This window comes from Paraburkholderia tropica (assembly GCF_900109265.1).
GTDB lineage: Bacteria > Pseudomonadota > Gammaproteobacteria > Burkholderiales > Burkholderiaceae > Paraburkholderia > Paraburkholderia tropica.
The window spans coordinates 176,602-191,419 of record NZ_FNZM01000007.1; the positions used below are offsets into that span (position 1 = coordinate 176,602).

General features: G+C 62.9%; 19 protein-coding genes and 1 pseudogene. 5 read left to right on the forward strand and 15 right to left on the reverse strand.

All coding sequences use genetic code 11. The features are described 5' to 3' along the window. The first annotated feature begins 27 nt into the window (after positions 1-27). Positions 28-1,326, forward strand: a complete 1,299-nt coding sequence (locus tag BMY06_RS13205; protein ID WP_074983588.1) for an MFS transporter — start codon at positions 28-30, stop codon at positions 1,324-1,326. A 149-nt stretch (positions 1,327-1,475) separates the two neighbouring features. Here the strand turns inward: BMY06_RS13205 and BMY06_RS40645 are convergent, their stop codons facing one another. Then, complete coding sequence (locus BMY06_RS40645; RefSeq protein WP_074983590.1) at positions 1,476-1,814, reverse strand: EAL domain-containing protein; 339 nt, start codon at positions 1,812-1,814, stop codon at positions 1,476-1,478. A gap of 185 nt (positions 1,815-1,999) precedes the next feature. Next, entirely contained in the window at positions 2,000-2,209 is a 210-nt protein-coding gene (locus BMY06_RS13215) for a hypothetical protein (protein WP_074983591.1), read from the reverse strand. A 198-nt stretch (positions 2,210-2,407) separates the two neighbouring features. On the opposite strand from BMY06_RS13215, the gene glgA reads away from it, so the two are divergent. Both glgA and BMY06_RS13225 read left to right on the forward strand, forming a co-directional pair. Further along, positions 2,408-3,976, forward strand: a complete 1,569-nt coding sequence (glgA, locus tag BMY06_RS13220; protein ID WP_080180508.1) for a glycogen synthase GlgA — start codon at positions 2,408-2,410, stop codon at positions 3,974-3,976. Between the two features lie 244 nt (positions 3,977-4,220). Then, positions 4,221-4,634, forward strand: coding sequence for a response regulator (locus BMY06_RS13225; protein WP_074983593.1), 414 nt, complete (start codon positions 4,221-4,223; stop codon positions 4,632-4,634). Positions 4,635-4,860: 226 nt separating this feature from the next. Here BMY06_RS13225 and BMY06_RS39590 read toward each other — a convergent pair whose 3' ends face one another. The 12 genes and pseudogenes from BMY06_RS39590 to soxC form a co-directional block, all read right to left on the reverse strand. After that, positions 4,861-5,046, reverse strand: coding sequence for a hypothetical protein (locus tag BMY06_RS39590; protein ID WP_074983594.1), 186 nt, complete (start codon positions 5,044-5,046; stop codon positions 4,861-4,863). 68 nt (positions 5,047-5,114) lie between these two features. Next, positions 5,115-5,411: a hypothetical protein gene (locus BMY06_RS38635; RefSeq protein WP_110327414.1), complete on the reverse strand. Its 297-nt coding sequence runs from the start codon at positions 5,409-5,411 to the stop codon at positions 5,115-5,117. Between the two features lie 161 nt (positions 5,412-5,572). Then, positions 5,573-5,875, reverse strand: coding sequence for a hypothetical protein (locus tag BMY06_RS13235; protein ID WP_074983596.1), 303 nt, complete (start codon positions 5,873-5,875; stop codon positions 5,573-5,575). Then, complete coding sequence (locus BMY06_RS13240) at positions 5,872-6,246, reverse strand: phage holin family protein (RefSeq protein ID WP_065058418.1); 375 nt, start codon at positions 6,244-6,246, stop codon at positions 5,872-5,874. Before BMY06_RS13240 ends, BMY06_RS13235 begins: the two co-directional genes overlap by 4 nt. Before the next feature lie 31 nt (positions 6,247-6,277). Continuing rightward, a complete protein-coding gene (locus BMY06_RS13245; protein WP_065058419.1) occupies positions 6,278-6,532 on the reverse strand; it encodes a CsbD family protein in 255 nt (84 codons plus the stop codon). Positions 6,533-6,858: 326 nt separating this feature from the next. Continuing rightward, on the reverse strand, positions 6,859-8,091 hold the full coding sequence (locus BMY06_RS13250) for an MFS transporter (RefSeq protein ID WP_074983598.1): 1,233 nt from the start codon (positions 8,089-8,091) through the stop codon (positions 6,859-6,861). Positions 8,092-8,106: 15 nt separating this feature from the next. Further along, positions 8,107-8,658: a hypothetical protein gene (locus tag BMY06_RS13255; protein WP_074983599.1), complete on the reverse strand. Its 552-nt coding sequence runs from the start codon at positions 8,656-8,658 to the stop codon at positions 8,107-8,109. Between the two features lie 401 nt (positions 8,659-9,059). Beyond that, a complete protein-coding gene (locus BMY06_RS38645; RefSeq protein WP_124263133.1) occupies positions 9,060-9,413 on the reverse strand; it encodes a hypothetical protein in 354 nt (117 codons plus the stop codon). A 67-nt stretch (positions 9,414-9,480) separates the two neighbouring features. Next, positions 9,481-9,639, reverse strand: a pseudogene (locus BMY06_RS38105) (glucose 1-dehydrogenase); the annotation flags it as partial. Between the two features lie 129 nt (positions 9,640-9,768). Continuing rightward, a complete protein-coding gene (gene ahpC / locus BMY06_RS13260; protein WP_074983601.1) occupies positions 9,769-10,332 on the reverse strand; it encodes an alkyl hydroperoxide reductase subunit C in 564 nt (187 codons plus the stop codon). Between the two features lie 223 nt (positions 10,333-10,555). Further along, a complete protein-coding gene (locus BMY06_RS13265) occupies positions 10,556-11,116 on the reverse strand; it encodes a c-type cytochrome (RefSeq protein ID WP_065058424.1) in 561 nt (186 codons plus the stop codon). After that, positions 11,109-12,422 (reverse strand): sulfite dehydrogenase, encoded by a 1,314-nt coding sequence (gene soxC, locus BMY06_RS13270; RefSeq protein ID WP_074983602.1) that lies wholly within the window; start codon positions 12,420-12,422, stop codon positions 11,109-11,111. Before soxC ends, BMY06_RS13265 begins: the two co-directional genes overlap by 8 nt. A gap of 443 nt (positions 12,423-12,865) precedes the next feature. On the opposite strand from soxC, the gene BMY06_RS13275 reads away from it, so the two are divergent. After that, on the forward strand, positions 12,866-13,084 hold the full coding sequence (locus BMY06_RS13275; protein WP_080180506.1) for a hypothetical protein: 219 nt from the start codon (positions 12,866-12,868) through the stop codon (positions 13,082-13,084). Positions 13,085-13,190: 106 nt separating this feature from the next. Here the strand turns inward: BMY06_RS13275 and BMY06_RS13280 are convergent, their stop codons facing one another. Then, positions 13,191-13,784 carry a DUF4865 family protein gene (locus BMY06_RS13280; protein ID WP_074983606.1) on the reverse strand — a complete coding sequence of 198 codons (594 nt, stop codon included), beginning with the start codon at positions 13,782-13,784 and terminating at the stop codon, positions 13,191-13,193. A 124-nt stretch (positions 13,785-13,908) separates the two neighbouring features. On the opposite strand from BMY06_RS13280, the gene BMY06_RS13285 reads away from it, so the two are divergent. Further along, positions 13,909-14,763, forward strand: a complete 855-nt coding sequence (locus tag BMY06_RS13285; RefSeq protein WP_074983608.1) for a LysR family transcriptional regulator — start codon at positions 13,909-13,911, stop codon at positions 14,761-14,763. Positions 14,764-14,818: the final 55 nt, after the last annotated feature.

A 14,818-nucleotide genomic window follows, 5' to 3' on the forward strand; every position in this document is an offset into this window, starting at 1 on the left:
GCACAAAAAACATATCAGGAGACAAGTATGTCCATCGACGAAAACGCCCTGTTTCGCAAAGTGTCGTTACGCATCTTGCCGGTGCTGATGCTCGGCTTTTTCTTTTCCTATTTGAACCGCGTGAATGTCGGCTTCGCGAAATTGCAGATGGCAAACGAGCTGCAATTCAGCGACGCCGTTTATGGTTTCGGGGCGGGCATTTTCTTCGTCGGCTACTTCCTGCTGGAAATACCGAGCAATGTCATTCTGCATCGCGTAGGTGCGCGACGCTGGATCTCGCGCATCATGATCACGTGGGGCTTGCTGTCGTGCGCGACCATTTTCGTGCGCACGCCGATGCAGTTTTACGTCATGCGTTTCCTGCTCGGTCTCGCCGAAGCGGGTTTCATTCCGGGCGCGATTTACTACATGTCGCAGTGGTTTCCCGCCGCACGGCGCGGACGCGCCTGGGGCACGTTCTATATCGCGCTGGCTTCCTCAGGTGTGATCGGCGGACTGATTTCCGGCTCGATTCTCGAATTCTTCTCCGGGCTCGGCGGCCTGAGCGGCTGGCAATGGCTGATTCTCTGTGAAGGCGTGCCCACGATTGTGCTCGGTGTGTACATCTTCATGCGCATGAGCGAGCAGATTCGCACCGTCAACTGGCTGAGCGACGACGAGAAGAACTGGCTCAGCGACGCGATGGCCGCCGAAGACCGCGCGAAGGTGGCGCACGGTTTCGGCGGGCTGCTCGCCAACGGCTATGTGTGGGCGCTCGTCGCGATCTACTTTCTCTACAACGTCGGGCTGTATGCGATCAGCTTCTGGATGCCCACGCTCATTCAGCGCATGGGCGCGAAGGACGCGCTCGCGATCGGCCTGCTGAACGCCGTGCCGGGTCTTTGCGCGATCGTCTGCATGCTGGCGTTCGGGTATAGCGCCGACCGTTTCCGCGAGCGCAAATGGCACTTGATCGCGGCGTTTTCGATGGCGGCGGTTGGCTTTGTGCTGAGCGTCGTGTGGCAGAGCGAGCCGGTGCTCGGCATTGTCGCGCTGTGCGTGGCGAACATGGGCGTGCTCTCGATTCCCTCGCTGTTCTGGGCCGTGCCGACTTCGTTCCTCAGCGGCGTGACGGCCGCCGCCGGCATCGCGATGATCAATTCGATCGGCAATCTCGCGGGATTTGTCTCGCCATACATGATCGGCTCGCTCAAGCAGATGACGGGGCGCACCGATGTCGCGCTGTACGTGGTGGCCGGCGGCCTCGTGCTGGGCGCGCTGCTCGTGGCAGCGGTGATGCAGACGCGCAAGGGCCAGCGGGGGCTCGCGGCCAACGCATCCCGTTGAATCCTTGCCCTGTTTCGGGACGGTGACGGACCGACAGCGGGGAATGCGATGAGATGCTGGCGAGTTTTTTAGAGCGCGCGCATGGTTTTGAGGTTGCCTGGAGAGGAACCCGGTATCTCCGGAGAGGCGGCCCTCAGGTTGCGCGCAAGCTACGCTTGCCGCTGGATATCGCCACGTTTTCCGCGTCGCGCTTCCGGGACGTCGACGCAATTCTGGAACAGGATCGTGACGTCGCGGGCCGGCATCGGCTTGCCAAACAGAGACCCCTGAGCAAAATCGCAGGGGAGCGTACCAAGCCACCGAAACACGTCTTCGTCCTCGACACCTTCAGCCGTTGTCTTGATGTGCAGGCCATTGGCAAGTCCCAGGACTGCGGGGACAATTTTTTCGTGTCCCGCTATCTTCCGGTCAAGGAACGAGCGGTCGATCTTGATCTTGTCGATCGGAAGACGCGTCCGGTGATAGATGTAGGCGCCGTTGAGACGCAAGCGCCGGAAGGTTCGCCCCGCTGGTTCACGACCGCGTGATCTCCGGGGGCAGCCTGCAAATCGTCAAATCAATATATGACGAATGCACTATGACGGATTATGACTCGCCATTGGATCTTTCTCCAAAGGCCATTGCTGGACATCCTTGCTGGCTCACCGGGCAGGGCGCCTTCGCAAGTGGAGGGTCATCCGGCGACCAGCGTCCCCATTGCGTTGCCGCCGTCATGACGGGCGTCCACTTCGTGGCGAAACGCTCGATCGCTGAATGCGATAACCCGGAATCCGCCGGCTGGACTGCGCGGCACCGTAATGCCCCAATGCCACCCACCGTCCTGCTCGAACACGTGCAGTACATGTGGTTTTGACGTGAAGTCGTTGTCAAATGCAGTGATCATTGCCTGCTCCCGGAAAGATCGCCCACAACGGTTCGAGCTGCGAAACCTGTGCCGTAGCAATCGCCGAACCCGATTTTCCCGCGCGAAACCCGGAACCGGGTCGCCCGCAGCCGGCGTGGCGCGCAATTTGCTCATGTGCTCCGGCGCTGGGAGCAGCCCGCTCCCACTACCCGGTTGAGGTGTGCTTTGCTGAACGTAATGATGGTCGCCGCCGAAGCGGCCCCGTTGGCCAAGAGCGGCGGGCTCGGAGATATGGTGAGCGCTTTCTCTTCGGCGCTCAGTCTTTTCGACATCGACGTGTCCATCCTGATCCCCGGCTACGATTGCGCGTTCGACCGGGTCGTGGCGCCATCTCCCATCGGCTATCTGCGCGGACTGCCCGGCGGCGACGCGCGGCTCTGGCGCGCTGCGATGCCGGATGCGGATGTGACCGTGCTCCTGCTCGAAATGGATCACCTCTATGCGGGCCGTGGCCACCGGCTGTATCAGGATGAGCACGGGCGCGACTATCTGGACAACTTCGCGCGTTTCGCCTCACTCTCGGCGGCCGCCGCGCGCATCGCGACCGGCGTGCGCGGCGTCAAGCGGCCGCGCATCGTGCACGCACACGATTGGCACGCCGGCCTTACGCCGCTTCTTATGAAGCTCGCGGGCGCATCGGCGCGCAGTCTGTTCACGATCCACAATCTGGCGTTTCAGGGCAACTATCCGCCGGGCCTCGCGCCCTATGCGGGCATTCCGTCCGACCTGCTGTTGCCCGCACCGCGCGACCCGCGCAGCATCGAGTTCTACGACACGATGAGCTTCATGAAAGCGGCCATCGTCCACGCCGACGGTCTGAGCACCGTGAGCGAGCGCTATGCGCGCGAAATCCTCACGCCGCGCTTCGGCAACCGCATGGAAGGCGTGCTGGGCGCGCACGCCCACAAGCTGACCGGCATCGTGAACGGCATCGACGACGCGCTCTGGAATCCGCAAACCGACTCGATGATCGCGCAGCCCTACGGTGCGGACGATCTCACCGGCAAGCATGCCTGCAAGAAAGCGCTCCAGCAGAGCTACGGCCTGCCTGTCGACCCGTTCGCTCCACTCGTGGCGATCGGCAGCCGTCTGAGTACGCAAAAACTCGCCGACGTGGTCGGCGAAGCGTTGCCTGCCGCGCTGGCGCGCTGGCCGCGCGTGCAGTTCGCCGTGCTGGGGCAGGGCGACGCCGCGATCGAACAGCAGTTGAGCGCGCTGGCCGCCGCATGGCCGGGACGCCTGGGCGTGCATATCGGCTATGACGAAACACGCGCGCATCGCCTGCATGCGGGCGCTGACATCCTGTTGCACGCGAGCCGTTTCGAACCGTGTGGTCTCACACAGCTCTACGCGATGCGCTACGGCACGATTCCTGTCGCCTCCCGCGTGGGCGGTCTCGCCGATACGATTGTCGACTGCCCGACGCTCCCGAGCGATGTGGAGCGCCAGAACAGGGGGGATCTCGACGCGGCCGGATTCCTGTTCGACGGCGAAAGTCCCGCCGACATCTTCCACGCGCTCGGCCGCGCTCTGGACGCATACGGGATTCCGCCGCTGTGGCGCGTCATTCAGCGCAACGCCATGCGCCGCGACTCCAGCTGGTCGGTGCCCGCGCAACGTTATCTGAGCCTGTATCAGACGCTGGCCGGCCACGTGCGACGGCGTGAGTCCACGCCCGTCTGCCGCTCGGTTTCGCAGATCGGCCGGACGCACGCGCCTGTGCAGCGGGGTCGCCGGTCAGCCTGACAGGCCATCTTCGTCAGATTTTTGCGGGCAGCCTGCTGCGTGTTTTGCCCGAATGTTATGCCGGATGTTATGCCGGACGTTATGCCGGATGTTATGCCCGAAGAACACCGTGGCACCTTCGCGGACGCAGCGATTCGACGGTGCTCGACTCCATGTGCCGGCCGGGCGTGACCTCGTACGCAACCGCCGGGTACGCGACATGCGCTAGCGCGCCCTCCATACTCTGGCCTACCTTTACCGCTTCATGAAACGGATTCTCCTCGTCGACGACGACCTTGCCGCCCTGGAGTCGCTCGCCGCGGCACTCTCGGGAGAATTCCTTGTCGCCACCGCGTCGGATGGCGGATCTGCGTGGCGCTATCTGAAACACACTGACGTGAATATCGTCATCACGGACCTTCGCATGCCGGGCATGTCAGGCGGGGTGCTATGCGAGAAAATTCGGGATGACGTGACGCTCGCTTCGATGCCGGTCATCCTGGTTTCGGGTGAATACAGCCCACCGGCCTTTGTTCGATACGACTGTTATCTGCGCAAGCCATTGAACATCGGTCAGCTGGTGGCCGTGACCCGTCGACTGCTCGTTCCTGATCCTCATCGTGCAACGGGCGCGATGCAAAGCCGCGCCCCGAAATCGAATGACGGCGCGGAGGAATGAAAAGCGCAATGGGCAGCGGGACGACGGCGTTCAGTCTTCGCGACGATGGCGCGCTTCAGGGACGGCTGCGTTCAAGCGCGGGTGCGCCGTGATTCCGAGTCCGCAAAGGGACGAACCGGTGGCGCGCCGCGTCGTCCCGGTGGATGTGGGGCAGGGTGCGAGGACACCGCGTGCCTCGACGACGGTCTTTCGCCCGACCGTCCCGAACGACCGGTAGGTATCCCGTTCATTTTTCTATCGACCATGACGCCTTGTCGTGCAGACGCACGACGAGCACGACGAGCACGACGAGCACGACGAGCACGACGAGCGCGAAGCGCGCGCGATCGACGCTGTCGTCGCCTGGAGGCGACTGCCAGCGCACTTCGAGTTCGATCGAGCAAGCCACGCTGAAAACAGTCGATTCGCGCATCGGTTCGCGGCGCTCGTGTAGCCAGCGTGCCCATGGAAAGGCTGTCGCGTGTCCTGTGCCCGGCATGCCTATTTTGCCCCGGTATCGTCCGAAGGATGCGCTCGCGGCGCCGATGCTTCAACCGCCGACGCGCTCCGGCGACTGGCATGCCCATTTGATTTCGCCGTGTTTTTCTGCAGTTTCGCGCGGCGCTCCTGATCGCCCTTCGATCCGGGTGCGGTCGTGTGTTGCCCGAGTTCCGAACCGTACGGCGAGGTGCCCGTACCTTGGGCCAGCACGCCGGCGCTATGGCATAAGCCGGCGAGCAGGACGGCAGAAGTCGCGTATTGAAAAGAATTCATCGCATTCCCCTCGAAATTCGTCATGCGTTGTTAAGCGCCGAGCAAGCGCAATGTCGCACCGAACGCGCAACGCCTTCCCACCGCGTAGAGCGACGTCTGTCCGGGGGCGGCGTGCGAGCTGCTGGCGCTCGGCAACGCGCGGGTCCGTGAGGCATCTCCATCGCCCCGCTCAGGATCCGGGCAAATCAATGTCCGATGACAGCGCGCACGGTGCGTGTGAGCCATGCCGAAACGCCGACTCGCATGACGACAGGCACGACGCGCTTTGGACCGACGATTAACGAGCCGAGCACGATCGACGCTAACAGCGACACCATGGGCGCATCCAGCAAGGCCCGGCCGACATTGGACACGGTCAGTGCCCGCTCCGACCGCTGCGCTTTTCGGCTCTGCATGTCGCGTAGTTCCAGATTCGCAGCCAGCAGTTGCGCGCGCGCGAGCGCCAGTCGATCGAGGACAAGGGCTTCCCGCTCGCTGATATCGTTCATTTCAGTGCCTCCTTGAGCGTTTCCAGATCGGCGCGAAGCTCACGCTTCAGCACATTGAACGATTGCACCGGTCGCTGTGCCCGGTGCGCGAACCAGGCGATGAGCGATACGGCAAACCAGCCGATCGCGACTCCCCAGACCACCGCGAGAAAATACGGCGTGTTCCACGCGGAGGCAATCAGCGCGATGCAAAAGAACGAGAGGGTGAAAAGGCCGCTCACAGCGAGGGCCATCAACGCGATAAGTTCGCGGGTCAAACGCGCGCGGGTTTCGGCGAGCTCGACCGAAATCAGCTCGCCATAGTCACCGACACAGAGCAGCGCGAAGCGCGAGACATTACGCCAGCTTTCCAGTCTTGATTGAATCGACATGTTCGCCTCCTGCGTCTGCTCCGGTCGAGCATCAGTCGCGCGCCGACGCCCAGAGCGCACCGGCGACAAAGCCGATGGCGGCCGTCGCGGCGAGGGCCAGTAGCGGGTTTTCGGAAACGGCGTCGCGCGCGACCTCCGCGGCGTCGGCCATCAATTGCTTCGATTCGCCGCACAGTGCCCTGGCGCTGCCCGAAATGCGCATCGCGGGATCACCCAGCACGGCCCCCGCGGCGTCCTTCAACTTTCCTGCTGCCTCGTCAACAACCCCTTCTGCTTTCGTCGTCATGGTGTTCTCCTTTTCGCGCGGATTTGCGCCGTGTAGTGAGTCTCTGATCCGCTAGCAGCAATAGGTGTGCCGCCCTCGGCTGAACCGCTCTCAGGCAGGGAAAACATGTAGAAAATGCTGATGCGATTGCTGGGATGTCGGGGCTCGATGGCGCTCGATCCCTGCTTTGCCGGCTGACAGCCAAGCGGGGCCCGGCAGGAACCACGGCGTACGTGGCGAGCGCCAACGACCCGGCGACGCCCCGTATCGCTTCGCGGCGATGGATTAGCGTCGGATGACTCCGACGGTCGCGGCGAACGCAACACTCAAGGGGAATCGCACCGGATTCACGTTGTCAGCGGCGTATCGTTCGTGTTGTCACCGTGACTGCCGCACGCGTTTTTCAGCGTCGAGCCGCAGAGAAGCCACAGCGCGAGCGAGCCGGTCGACACGGCGCCGAGTGCCAGAAAGGCGCTCGCGTAGCCAAAATGCTGGGCAAGCACGCCGCCGATTGCGGGGCTCAGCGCGGCCCCCATTCCTTGCAGGGTCATGACGACACCCTGCCCGACATTGACGCGCCCCGTTCCCCGCAGCAATCGCACGACCAATGCCGGAACCGCGACGCTCTGCAGGCCGGCGCCAATCCCGTCAAGCGCCTGGACCGGCCAGACGCCCCATGCAGCGATAAACATCGCCGCGACGACGCCGCGCAAGGGCAGGGCGAAGAATGTGATCAGGATGACGCGCCAGTAGCCTATGCGCCGGATAAGGCGGTTCGCGAAGCCGGCCGCGACCAGCATGACAAGTTGCGCGATGACGATCGTCGCGGCGGTAAAGGCGTTGGGATCGCCCTGATGGGCGGAGACGACGGCAAGCCCGTAGAGCGGGAGCATTGCCGCATTGCCCAGATGGAACATCGCAAGCGCCAGGGCAAGCAGGAGCAACGGGCGACAGGTCAGCAGCACGCGAAACCCGCTCGCAGGTTCATGCGTCGTCCGCGAGGACGGCCCCAGACCTCGCGCGCTGTCATGATCGATCGCATTGCGCCGGATCAGCAGCGCCGAGATGACGGTCATCACGCCAAATACGCCTGTCAGCACGAACACCGCACTGAAGCCGTACTTCCATCCCAGGCCGCCCGAAAGCGCCGCGCCGACGACGTTGCCCGCGTGGTTGGCCACCTGATTGCGTCCGAACTGCCGGTCGAAGCCTGTTTCACGAGCGATACCGAGCGTCAGGCCGGCGATCGCCGGGCCCAGCGCTGCGCCTGTCACGGCGCTAACGATTTGTGAAGCGCCGACCATCCAGTCGTTCTGCGATATTGAGAGCGCGAGCGCTGCGAGCGTCGTCATCGCTCCGGCGACGACGATGACGCCGCGTTTGTGATGCGTTGCATCGATCAGCGCGCCGGCCGGCGAGGTCGCGAGCATGCCGGCAATGCCGCCCACCGTCATGACCGTGCCGATCGCCTGCGGATGCCAGCCCTGCGCCTGCAGAAACACGCCGAGAAATGGGCCGATGCCCGCCTGGACATCGGCCATGAAGAAGCTCAGCGCCTCCAGCGCATAGTGGGGGTTCATGGGGCACGCACGACGTCAGGCGGGCGACGGCGTATCGACCAGTTCAGCGATCTCGTCGACTTCGATCGTTCGCCCATGTCGATACCTGACGCCGTGCCCCCATGCCTGGATATGCGCGCCAGGAGCGAGGTAGGCTGCCAACTCGGCGGCGGCGTGCGGCGGCATACGCAACGACGTGCCGTCGTCGAGCAACGCGCCCCGCAGTTCGCCTTTCGGGCCGAACAGCGAAAGCACCACCTCACCGGCGGACTCCATGGGTTTGCGTTCGAGATGCGCCTTCGCAGGTTTCTCGCCGCCACGGTGCGGCCCTTCGTCGAGTATCACTACGCCGTTTCTGGTGGTGAGACAGACTGCGGCAAGCATGTTCGCGCCGCGAGGTTTCACGCCGCGAATCCTCACCACCTCGCCCGGTGTCACGTGTCGGGCCAACTTCTTCGCGAGATGGGGCGGAAAGTGAACCTGCTGCGAATCGAGCACGAAACCGTCGATTTCGCCGTGCGGGTTCAACAGAAAATGCACGATTTTTCCGCGGGTTTCAGGAAGGCTCTCGGGGTCGATCCAATGCATGATTTTTCTCCTTTATGAACGAACGCCAGCGCGACGGAAGACAAGGACGGCCGACAGCATCGTCGCGGCCCGCTCGCCATACGGCCCGAGTGGCGGCCGCGCGCGTCAATGTCCAGGCGAACAGGCCCGTATGGTGCGGCACGGGGCAGGCGATCGCGGCCACGGCATCGGCGCTGCTTGACACGTCGTCAGCCTTTGAATCGCAACCAGAATTGACAGCGCGAAAAGCTGCGTGGAGAACGAAGGTCTTGGCATGACGGTCCACTTACCGTGTCGGGATCCGACATGAAGCAAATTTCTCGCCACGGCAACCCGGTGGGGGATTGTGTGCAGATCTTCCGTGACCTGGCGCGCCAGTGCTGCGTTCGGGGCGATACAAGGAGGCGTCGCAGGCGCGCTTGTTAGCAAACACCTGAATGACAATATTTCCTGTAAAAACGGCAACACACCACTGAGAAGGCTTTTCTGGCAACACTATTAGCGTTTTTTCGCCCGGCATTACGGCGCGGGTGATTGCCGTCGTCGTCGTCGTCGTCGCTGTCGTCATCGCCGTTGCAACCGGAGTCCAACCTGGCGACAAGCGGCGTGCGCGCCAGCTTCGCCATTGCTGTCTGCTGGCGGCCGAAGGTGGAATTCACCGGATGCGCGCTGCCCGGCGCGAGATGGTTACATTGAGCCTCGACAACTTGAGCGCCGGCCTTGGCGCAGTGCGGCGTATCGCTCAATGCGGGTGATGGCAGCTCAAAACGGCTCACGCCATGGCCGCAGATCCAGTTCCTGAGTCCACGCGCTGCGACTCTGGCTGTGCAAATGCCAGTCACTGTCGGCGATGGCGTCGACGCGCTCAGCCGTGCGTCCGGTCAGGACCACCGTGAATGCTTCGCGCGCGAAGCGCCGGGGCAGCGCAGCACCGTGTCCGGCACTCGCGCCAACACCGGCGATCCACGCTAGCGGTGAGGAAGAGGAGGATAGTTCGCTCATGATGATTCACGCCAGTTGTCGCGCGCGATTGTTCAAAAGAGCGGACGCCATAGGGCGATTCGCGCGTACAACCCACGCCATCGCATTCTGGCGATGGTATCGACGCTCACCGGGGAAGGTCGCGCGCCCTTAGATCTTGCCGACCAGATCGAGCGACGGCGTCAGGGTTTGCGCGCCGGGCGTCCACTTTGCCGGGCACACTTCGCCCGGATGCGACGCCACGTATTGCGCGGCCTGCACCTTGCGCAGCAGTTCTTTCGCATCGCGGCCGATGCCGTTGTCGTGCACTTCGTAGAGCTTGATCTTGCCTTCCGGATCGATCAGGAAGGTGCCGCGCAGCGCCAGACCTTCTTCCTCGATCAGCACGTCGAAATGGCGGGCGAGGGTGGCAGTCGGATCGCCGACCAGCGGGTATTGCACCTTCGCAATGGTGTCCGAGGTATCGTGCCAGGCTTTGTGCGTGAAATGCGTATCGGTGGAGACGCCGTAGATTTCGACGCCGAGTTTCTGGAATTCCGCGTAGTGATCGGCGAGATCGCCAAGTTCGGTGGGGCAGACGAAGGTGAAGTCGGCCGGATAAAACACCACTACCGACCATTTGCCCTTGAAGTTTTCTTCGCTGACGGGCACGAACTTGCCGCCGTGATAGGCCGTGGATTTGAAAGGCTTGACCTGCGTGTTGATGAGCGACATAGGCGTTCCTTGAAGTGATCCTGCAGCGGGTATCGGCCGCATGAATTTGCGCCCGATGCGTGATCGGGCTCTAGCCGATATAGAGACTAGACGAGCGTGGCGCGCGCAGGAAGCGATCTTTTTTTGTATGGAATCCGCGAATGCAGAAAAGCGATTCGTTGCGGAATCGCTCGATTCAGGCGGGCTTTCGAGTCGGGTCGACGTGGGGCGTGCCGGTCAGCTTCTACAGCGTGCCGGGCCGCGGATCGGGCACAAAGCCGTCGCGATTGGGCATGCGCACGGCGGCGAGCGAGTGCGCATCCAGACGGGCGTCATCGGGCACAATGCCGTTGCGGTTGAGGATCCAGGCGCTCACGGCATACACCTCGTCCGCACTCAGCGATTGCGGCGCGTTATAGGGCATCGCGCGGCGAATATAGTCGAACAGCGTAGTCGCATAAGGCCAGTAGCTGCCGACCGTACGCTTGGGGGCGGTGCTCCTGAGCGTGCCGCTGCCGCCCACCAGCGGATCGCCGATCAAGCCCTCGCCCTGCGCGCCGTGACAGGCCGCGCATTTTTGTGCGAAGACCCGTGCGCCGGTCTGGACATCGCCGCTGCCTGGCGGCAGCCCCCGCCCGTCTGGCGCTATGTCGATGTCCCAGGCCGCGATGGCCGATGCGTCCAGCGGTGTGCCGATTCCGGCGATGGTGGACGGCATAGCGACGGTTTGCGTCGTCACGGCCGGCGTGCAGGCGCCCGTGACCAGCGCGCTCGCGACGACGAGTGGCGTGAGCAGCTTACGCATTGGCGACGCTCCCGTCAGCGCCGACTCGCCAGGATTGAATGCCGTTGTAGTGGTAGTACGAATTCAGGCCGCGTGCAGCGACGAGCGCTTCGCGCGTGGGCTGGACGTAGCCGGTGGAGTCGGTGGCCCGCGAGAGCAGCGTGGCCGGGCCGCCTTGCCATGTCCAGTCGAAGGTGAAGCGCGTGAGCGCGCGATCCCGCACGGGTGCCTCCAGGCGCGCGCTCTGCCAGTTGATGCCGCCATCGGTCGAGACTTCGACGCCACGGATCGTGCCGCGTCCCGACCATGCGAGGCCGACGACGGGATAGTAGCCGTGCCGCGTCAGACGTTGTCCCGGCGACGGCCGCGTGATGACTGACTTCGCATCCATTTCGAACGCGAACTGGCGCGCACGGCCATCGGGTAACAGCCCGGTGTATTTCGAGGTTTCCTCGCGGGTTTCGAGCGGGCCGTCCACCACCTTCAGGCGGCGCAGCCATTTCACGTGCGTGTTGCCTTCATAGCCGGGAACGATGAGCCGCAACGGATAACCGTTTTCCGGACGCAGCCGCTCACCGTTTTGTGCATAGACCACCAGCGCCCGATCGAGGATGGCATCGAGTGGCAGCGAGCGAGTCATCGCGGCGGCATCGGCGCCTTCCGCGAGAATCCAGCGCGGGGATGCACCCGGCGCGGCCGGTGTGCTGCCGCCGACCGCTTCGAGCAACGTCGAAAGCCGCACGCCGGTCCATTCGCAGCACGACAGCAAGCCGTGAGTCAGTTGCAGCGGCAGTCCACTCGGGCCTTTCCATTCGCTGGCCGTGTTGCCCGAGCACTCCATGAAATGGATGCTCGATTCCGAGGGCAGGCGCAGCAGATCGTCCATCGTGAACAGCTTCGGTTCCGTCACCAGGCCATGAACGGCGAGGCGGTGCGCGTCCGGATCGATATCGGGCACGCCGCCGTGATGGCGCTCGTACACGAGGCCGTTCGGTGTCAGCGTTCCGTGCAGATCGGCCAGCGGCGTGAGCGAAGAAGCTGCGCCTGGCATCGGCCACTGGCGCGCCGCGCGACGCACCACATGCGACTCGAACGAAGACGGCAGCCCGTAAGGGTGAGTCAGGATCGGCGCGCCCGGCGTGCGTGTCCAGGGTGGCACGTCGAGCGGTTCGAGCAACTGTGCCGAAGGAGCGCCGGCCATCGCGACCCGGGCCTGCGAGACGGCCAGAGCCGAAATTGCAGCACTGCCCAGCAGGCGGCGTCTGCGAGCCGATGTGGGCGAGCCGTCAGTCGAGGACGCAGGTTTGCGATCGGAAATAAAGCGCATGAGTCGTGTCCCGGCGAGGCCGCGCCGCCCGTTGAGGACGCTATCGGCAAAGGGGGCAGTATATGAGCTGCGTGCGCGCCGACTAATAGTGTTTAAAGCTACGTTTATATCTGAACGCGATTACGCGGATGCGACGTAGCAGCTAAAGCGACGCGTTCTCAGATAAGGTTTGTTCGGGTGTGGGGGAAAGCGGCTCGCGCGGCGCGGCAACTCCTGATGTTCGCGTGAAGTCGCGCCCGCACGGGGCGGAACGCGAACGCCGACGCTTATGGACCGGGGATCGACGCCTGTCGCGACGCGGGGACATGAGGCGCATCGTCATGACGAAGTGATGTCAGCGCTGATTTGCTAACGCAAAAGCCTTTGTTGGCGTTGCGTGCTGCGCGCACTAGCATGCAATGAGGCGGACGATTACGTCCGCGATTGTCTTTGCGGGGACATCCATGCGATACAAGGGCTATGAAGTCGAACCGTCTGCTTATGCGTTGCCAAGCGGACTCTATGCGGCGAATCTGATCATCGAAACGGCATTGCCGGCTGTTGAATCTTCATTCTCGTTCGAAGCGCTCGATTATTTCTTCGAGCCGGATCACGCCATCGCCTATGCCTCACGCTGGGCTCGCGTGTGGATCGATCAGCGGGCGAAGCGGGCCGCTCAATGATCCGCAGGCGAGTGCCGCCGGTGCCGTCCTCGGCACTTTCCACGTAACGACCCTGCCAGGCAGCAAGCACAAGACTCTCCGTTGTTTCAAGAGAGTCTTCGTGTTCTCAGATACGTGGCCCCGCTACCGTGGCGAGCGTATCTAGCAGGGGTTGCGCCAGATGCAGTATTTGCCAGGGCGTGCCGGCGTGCGTGTTCCGGGATTCGGGCTCTCGCTTCGATAACAACGTGCGCGTAATCACCCAGTTTGACACGTCAAGGCTAACGACGGAGGCGCAGATATCCGCGTGGGCCGCAGTCTCGCCGTTGCGAGTAATTTCATTTGCGATTGCCTCATCGAGATCTGCGTCGATATCGACGCGAATCGTCTCGATGTAGGCGAACCGCGCATGCCTGGCAGGACCTTTCGAAGCGTCCAGGACGCTATGTGCATCAATCGGTGCACGGCCGAAGCTATTGGTCACATTGCGGTAGCGTCCGGTGGCGAGGAAGTCGCGGAATGCCGCATCATGGCGCCAGAGGTATTGCGAAGCGTAACGGGTTTCTTTCGCACCGTGACGTCCTGCTTCGCGCAGGAGAAACGCTTTGTAGAAGAGGTCGGGCGCGTTGTCCCACAACGAGCCGCGCTCTTTTGCACGAAGGTGGATCTTGCTTGTATCGTAGTCGGACGGGAGGCGGTGGCCATAGAAAACGGTCAGCACGGTAAACGCTCCTTTGAATGATTTCGCAATCGGCTAAACGGCTGACACAAGCGTAGCAGCGGTCTTCCCGGTGATATAGCGATCACGCCCAGTTTCAGTGATTCGAATTCTTTATGGACAGGGAATGAAGGGTCTTGATGTAGAAGCCGTTCAGGCTTTTGTGCTGGTCGCCGATCTGAAAAGCTTTACCCGTGCGGCGCATGTGCTGGACACGACGCAGGCCGCGGTCAGCTTGCGCATCAAGCGTCTCGAGGAGCAGCTTGGGCGGCGGCTCGTGGAGCGGACTTCGCGTCACGTGCGATTGTCCGTAGACGGCGACACGTTTCTTTCTTCTGCACACGCGCTCGTAGCGGCGCACAGAGACGCGATGGGTGCGTTCGGCGAGCGGCGCCGAAAACTGGTGATCGGCATGAGTCACCATGTGGTCGGGGCAGAGCTTCCGCTGCTGCTGCGGCAACTGGGCTACGAAAATCCGATGGTGGTGATAGAGCTTCGCATCGCTGCCTCGCGCGATCTTCTCGACGACTACGACAAAGGCGTTTTGGATGCGGCTATCGTCTTGCAACACGATAGTCGGCGACTGGATGGTCAACAGATTCTGAAGGAGGCGTTCGGATGGATGGCGGCTGAAGATTTTCAGCATGACACGTCGTCGCCACTGAAGCTTGCAACGCAGGCCGCGCCTTGCAGCGTGCGCCAGATGGCAATTGATGCGCTCGACGAGGCGGGGGTTTCGTGGGAAGAGGTATTTGTCGGCGGGGGCGTGACCACAATCGGTGCGGCTGTCGCTGCCGGGATCGCGGTCGCAGCGCTCGGTCGTCGAGTCGCTCCTGCCGGCACCATCGACATCGGCGAGCGATATGGTTTGCCGCCGCTGCCTGGGCGTAATGTTGTCTGTTATAGCGCCCAACGAGACGAGCAAACCAAATGCATTTTGCACCGCCTGGGTGAAGCGTTGTGCGCTGTCCCTGTGCGATGAGCATGTGAAGGCCGCTCTTGCGTGATGTGCTGCGCGTGAGGCGATAAACGCTCAC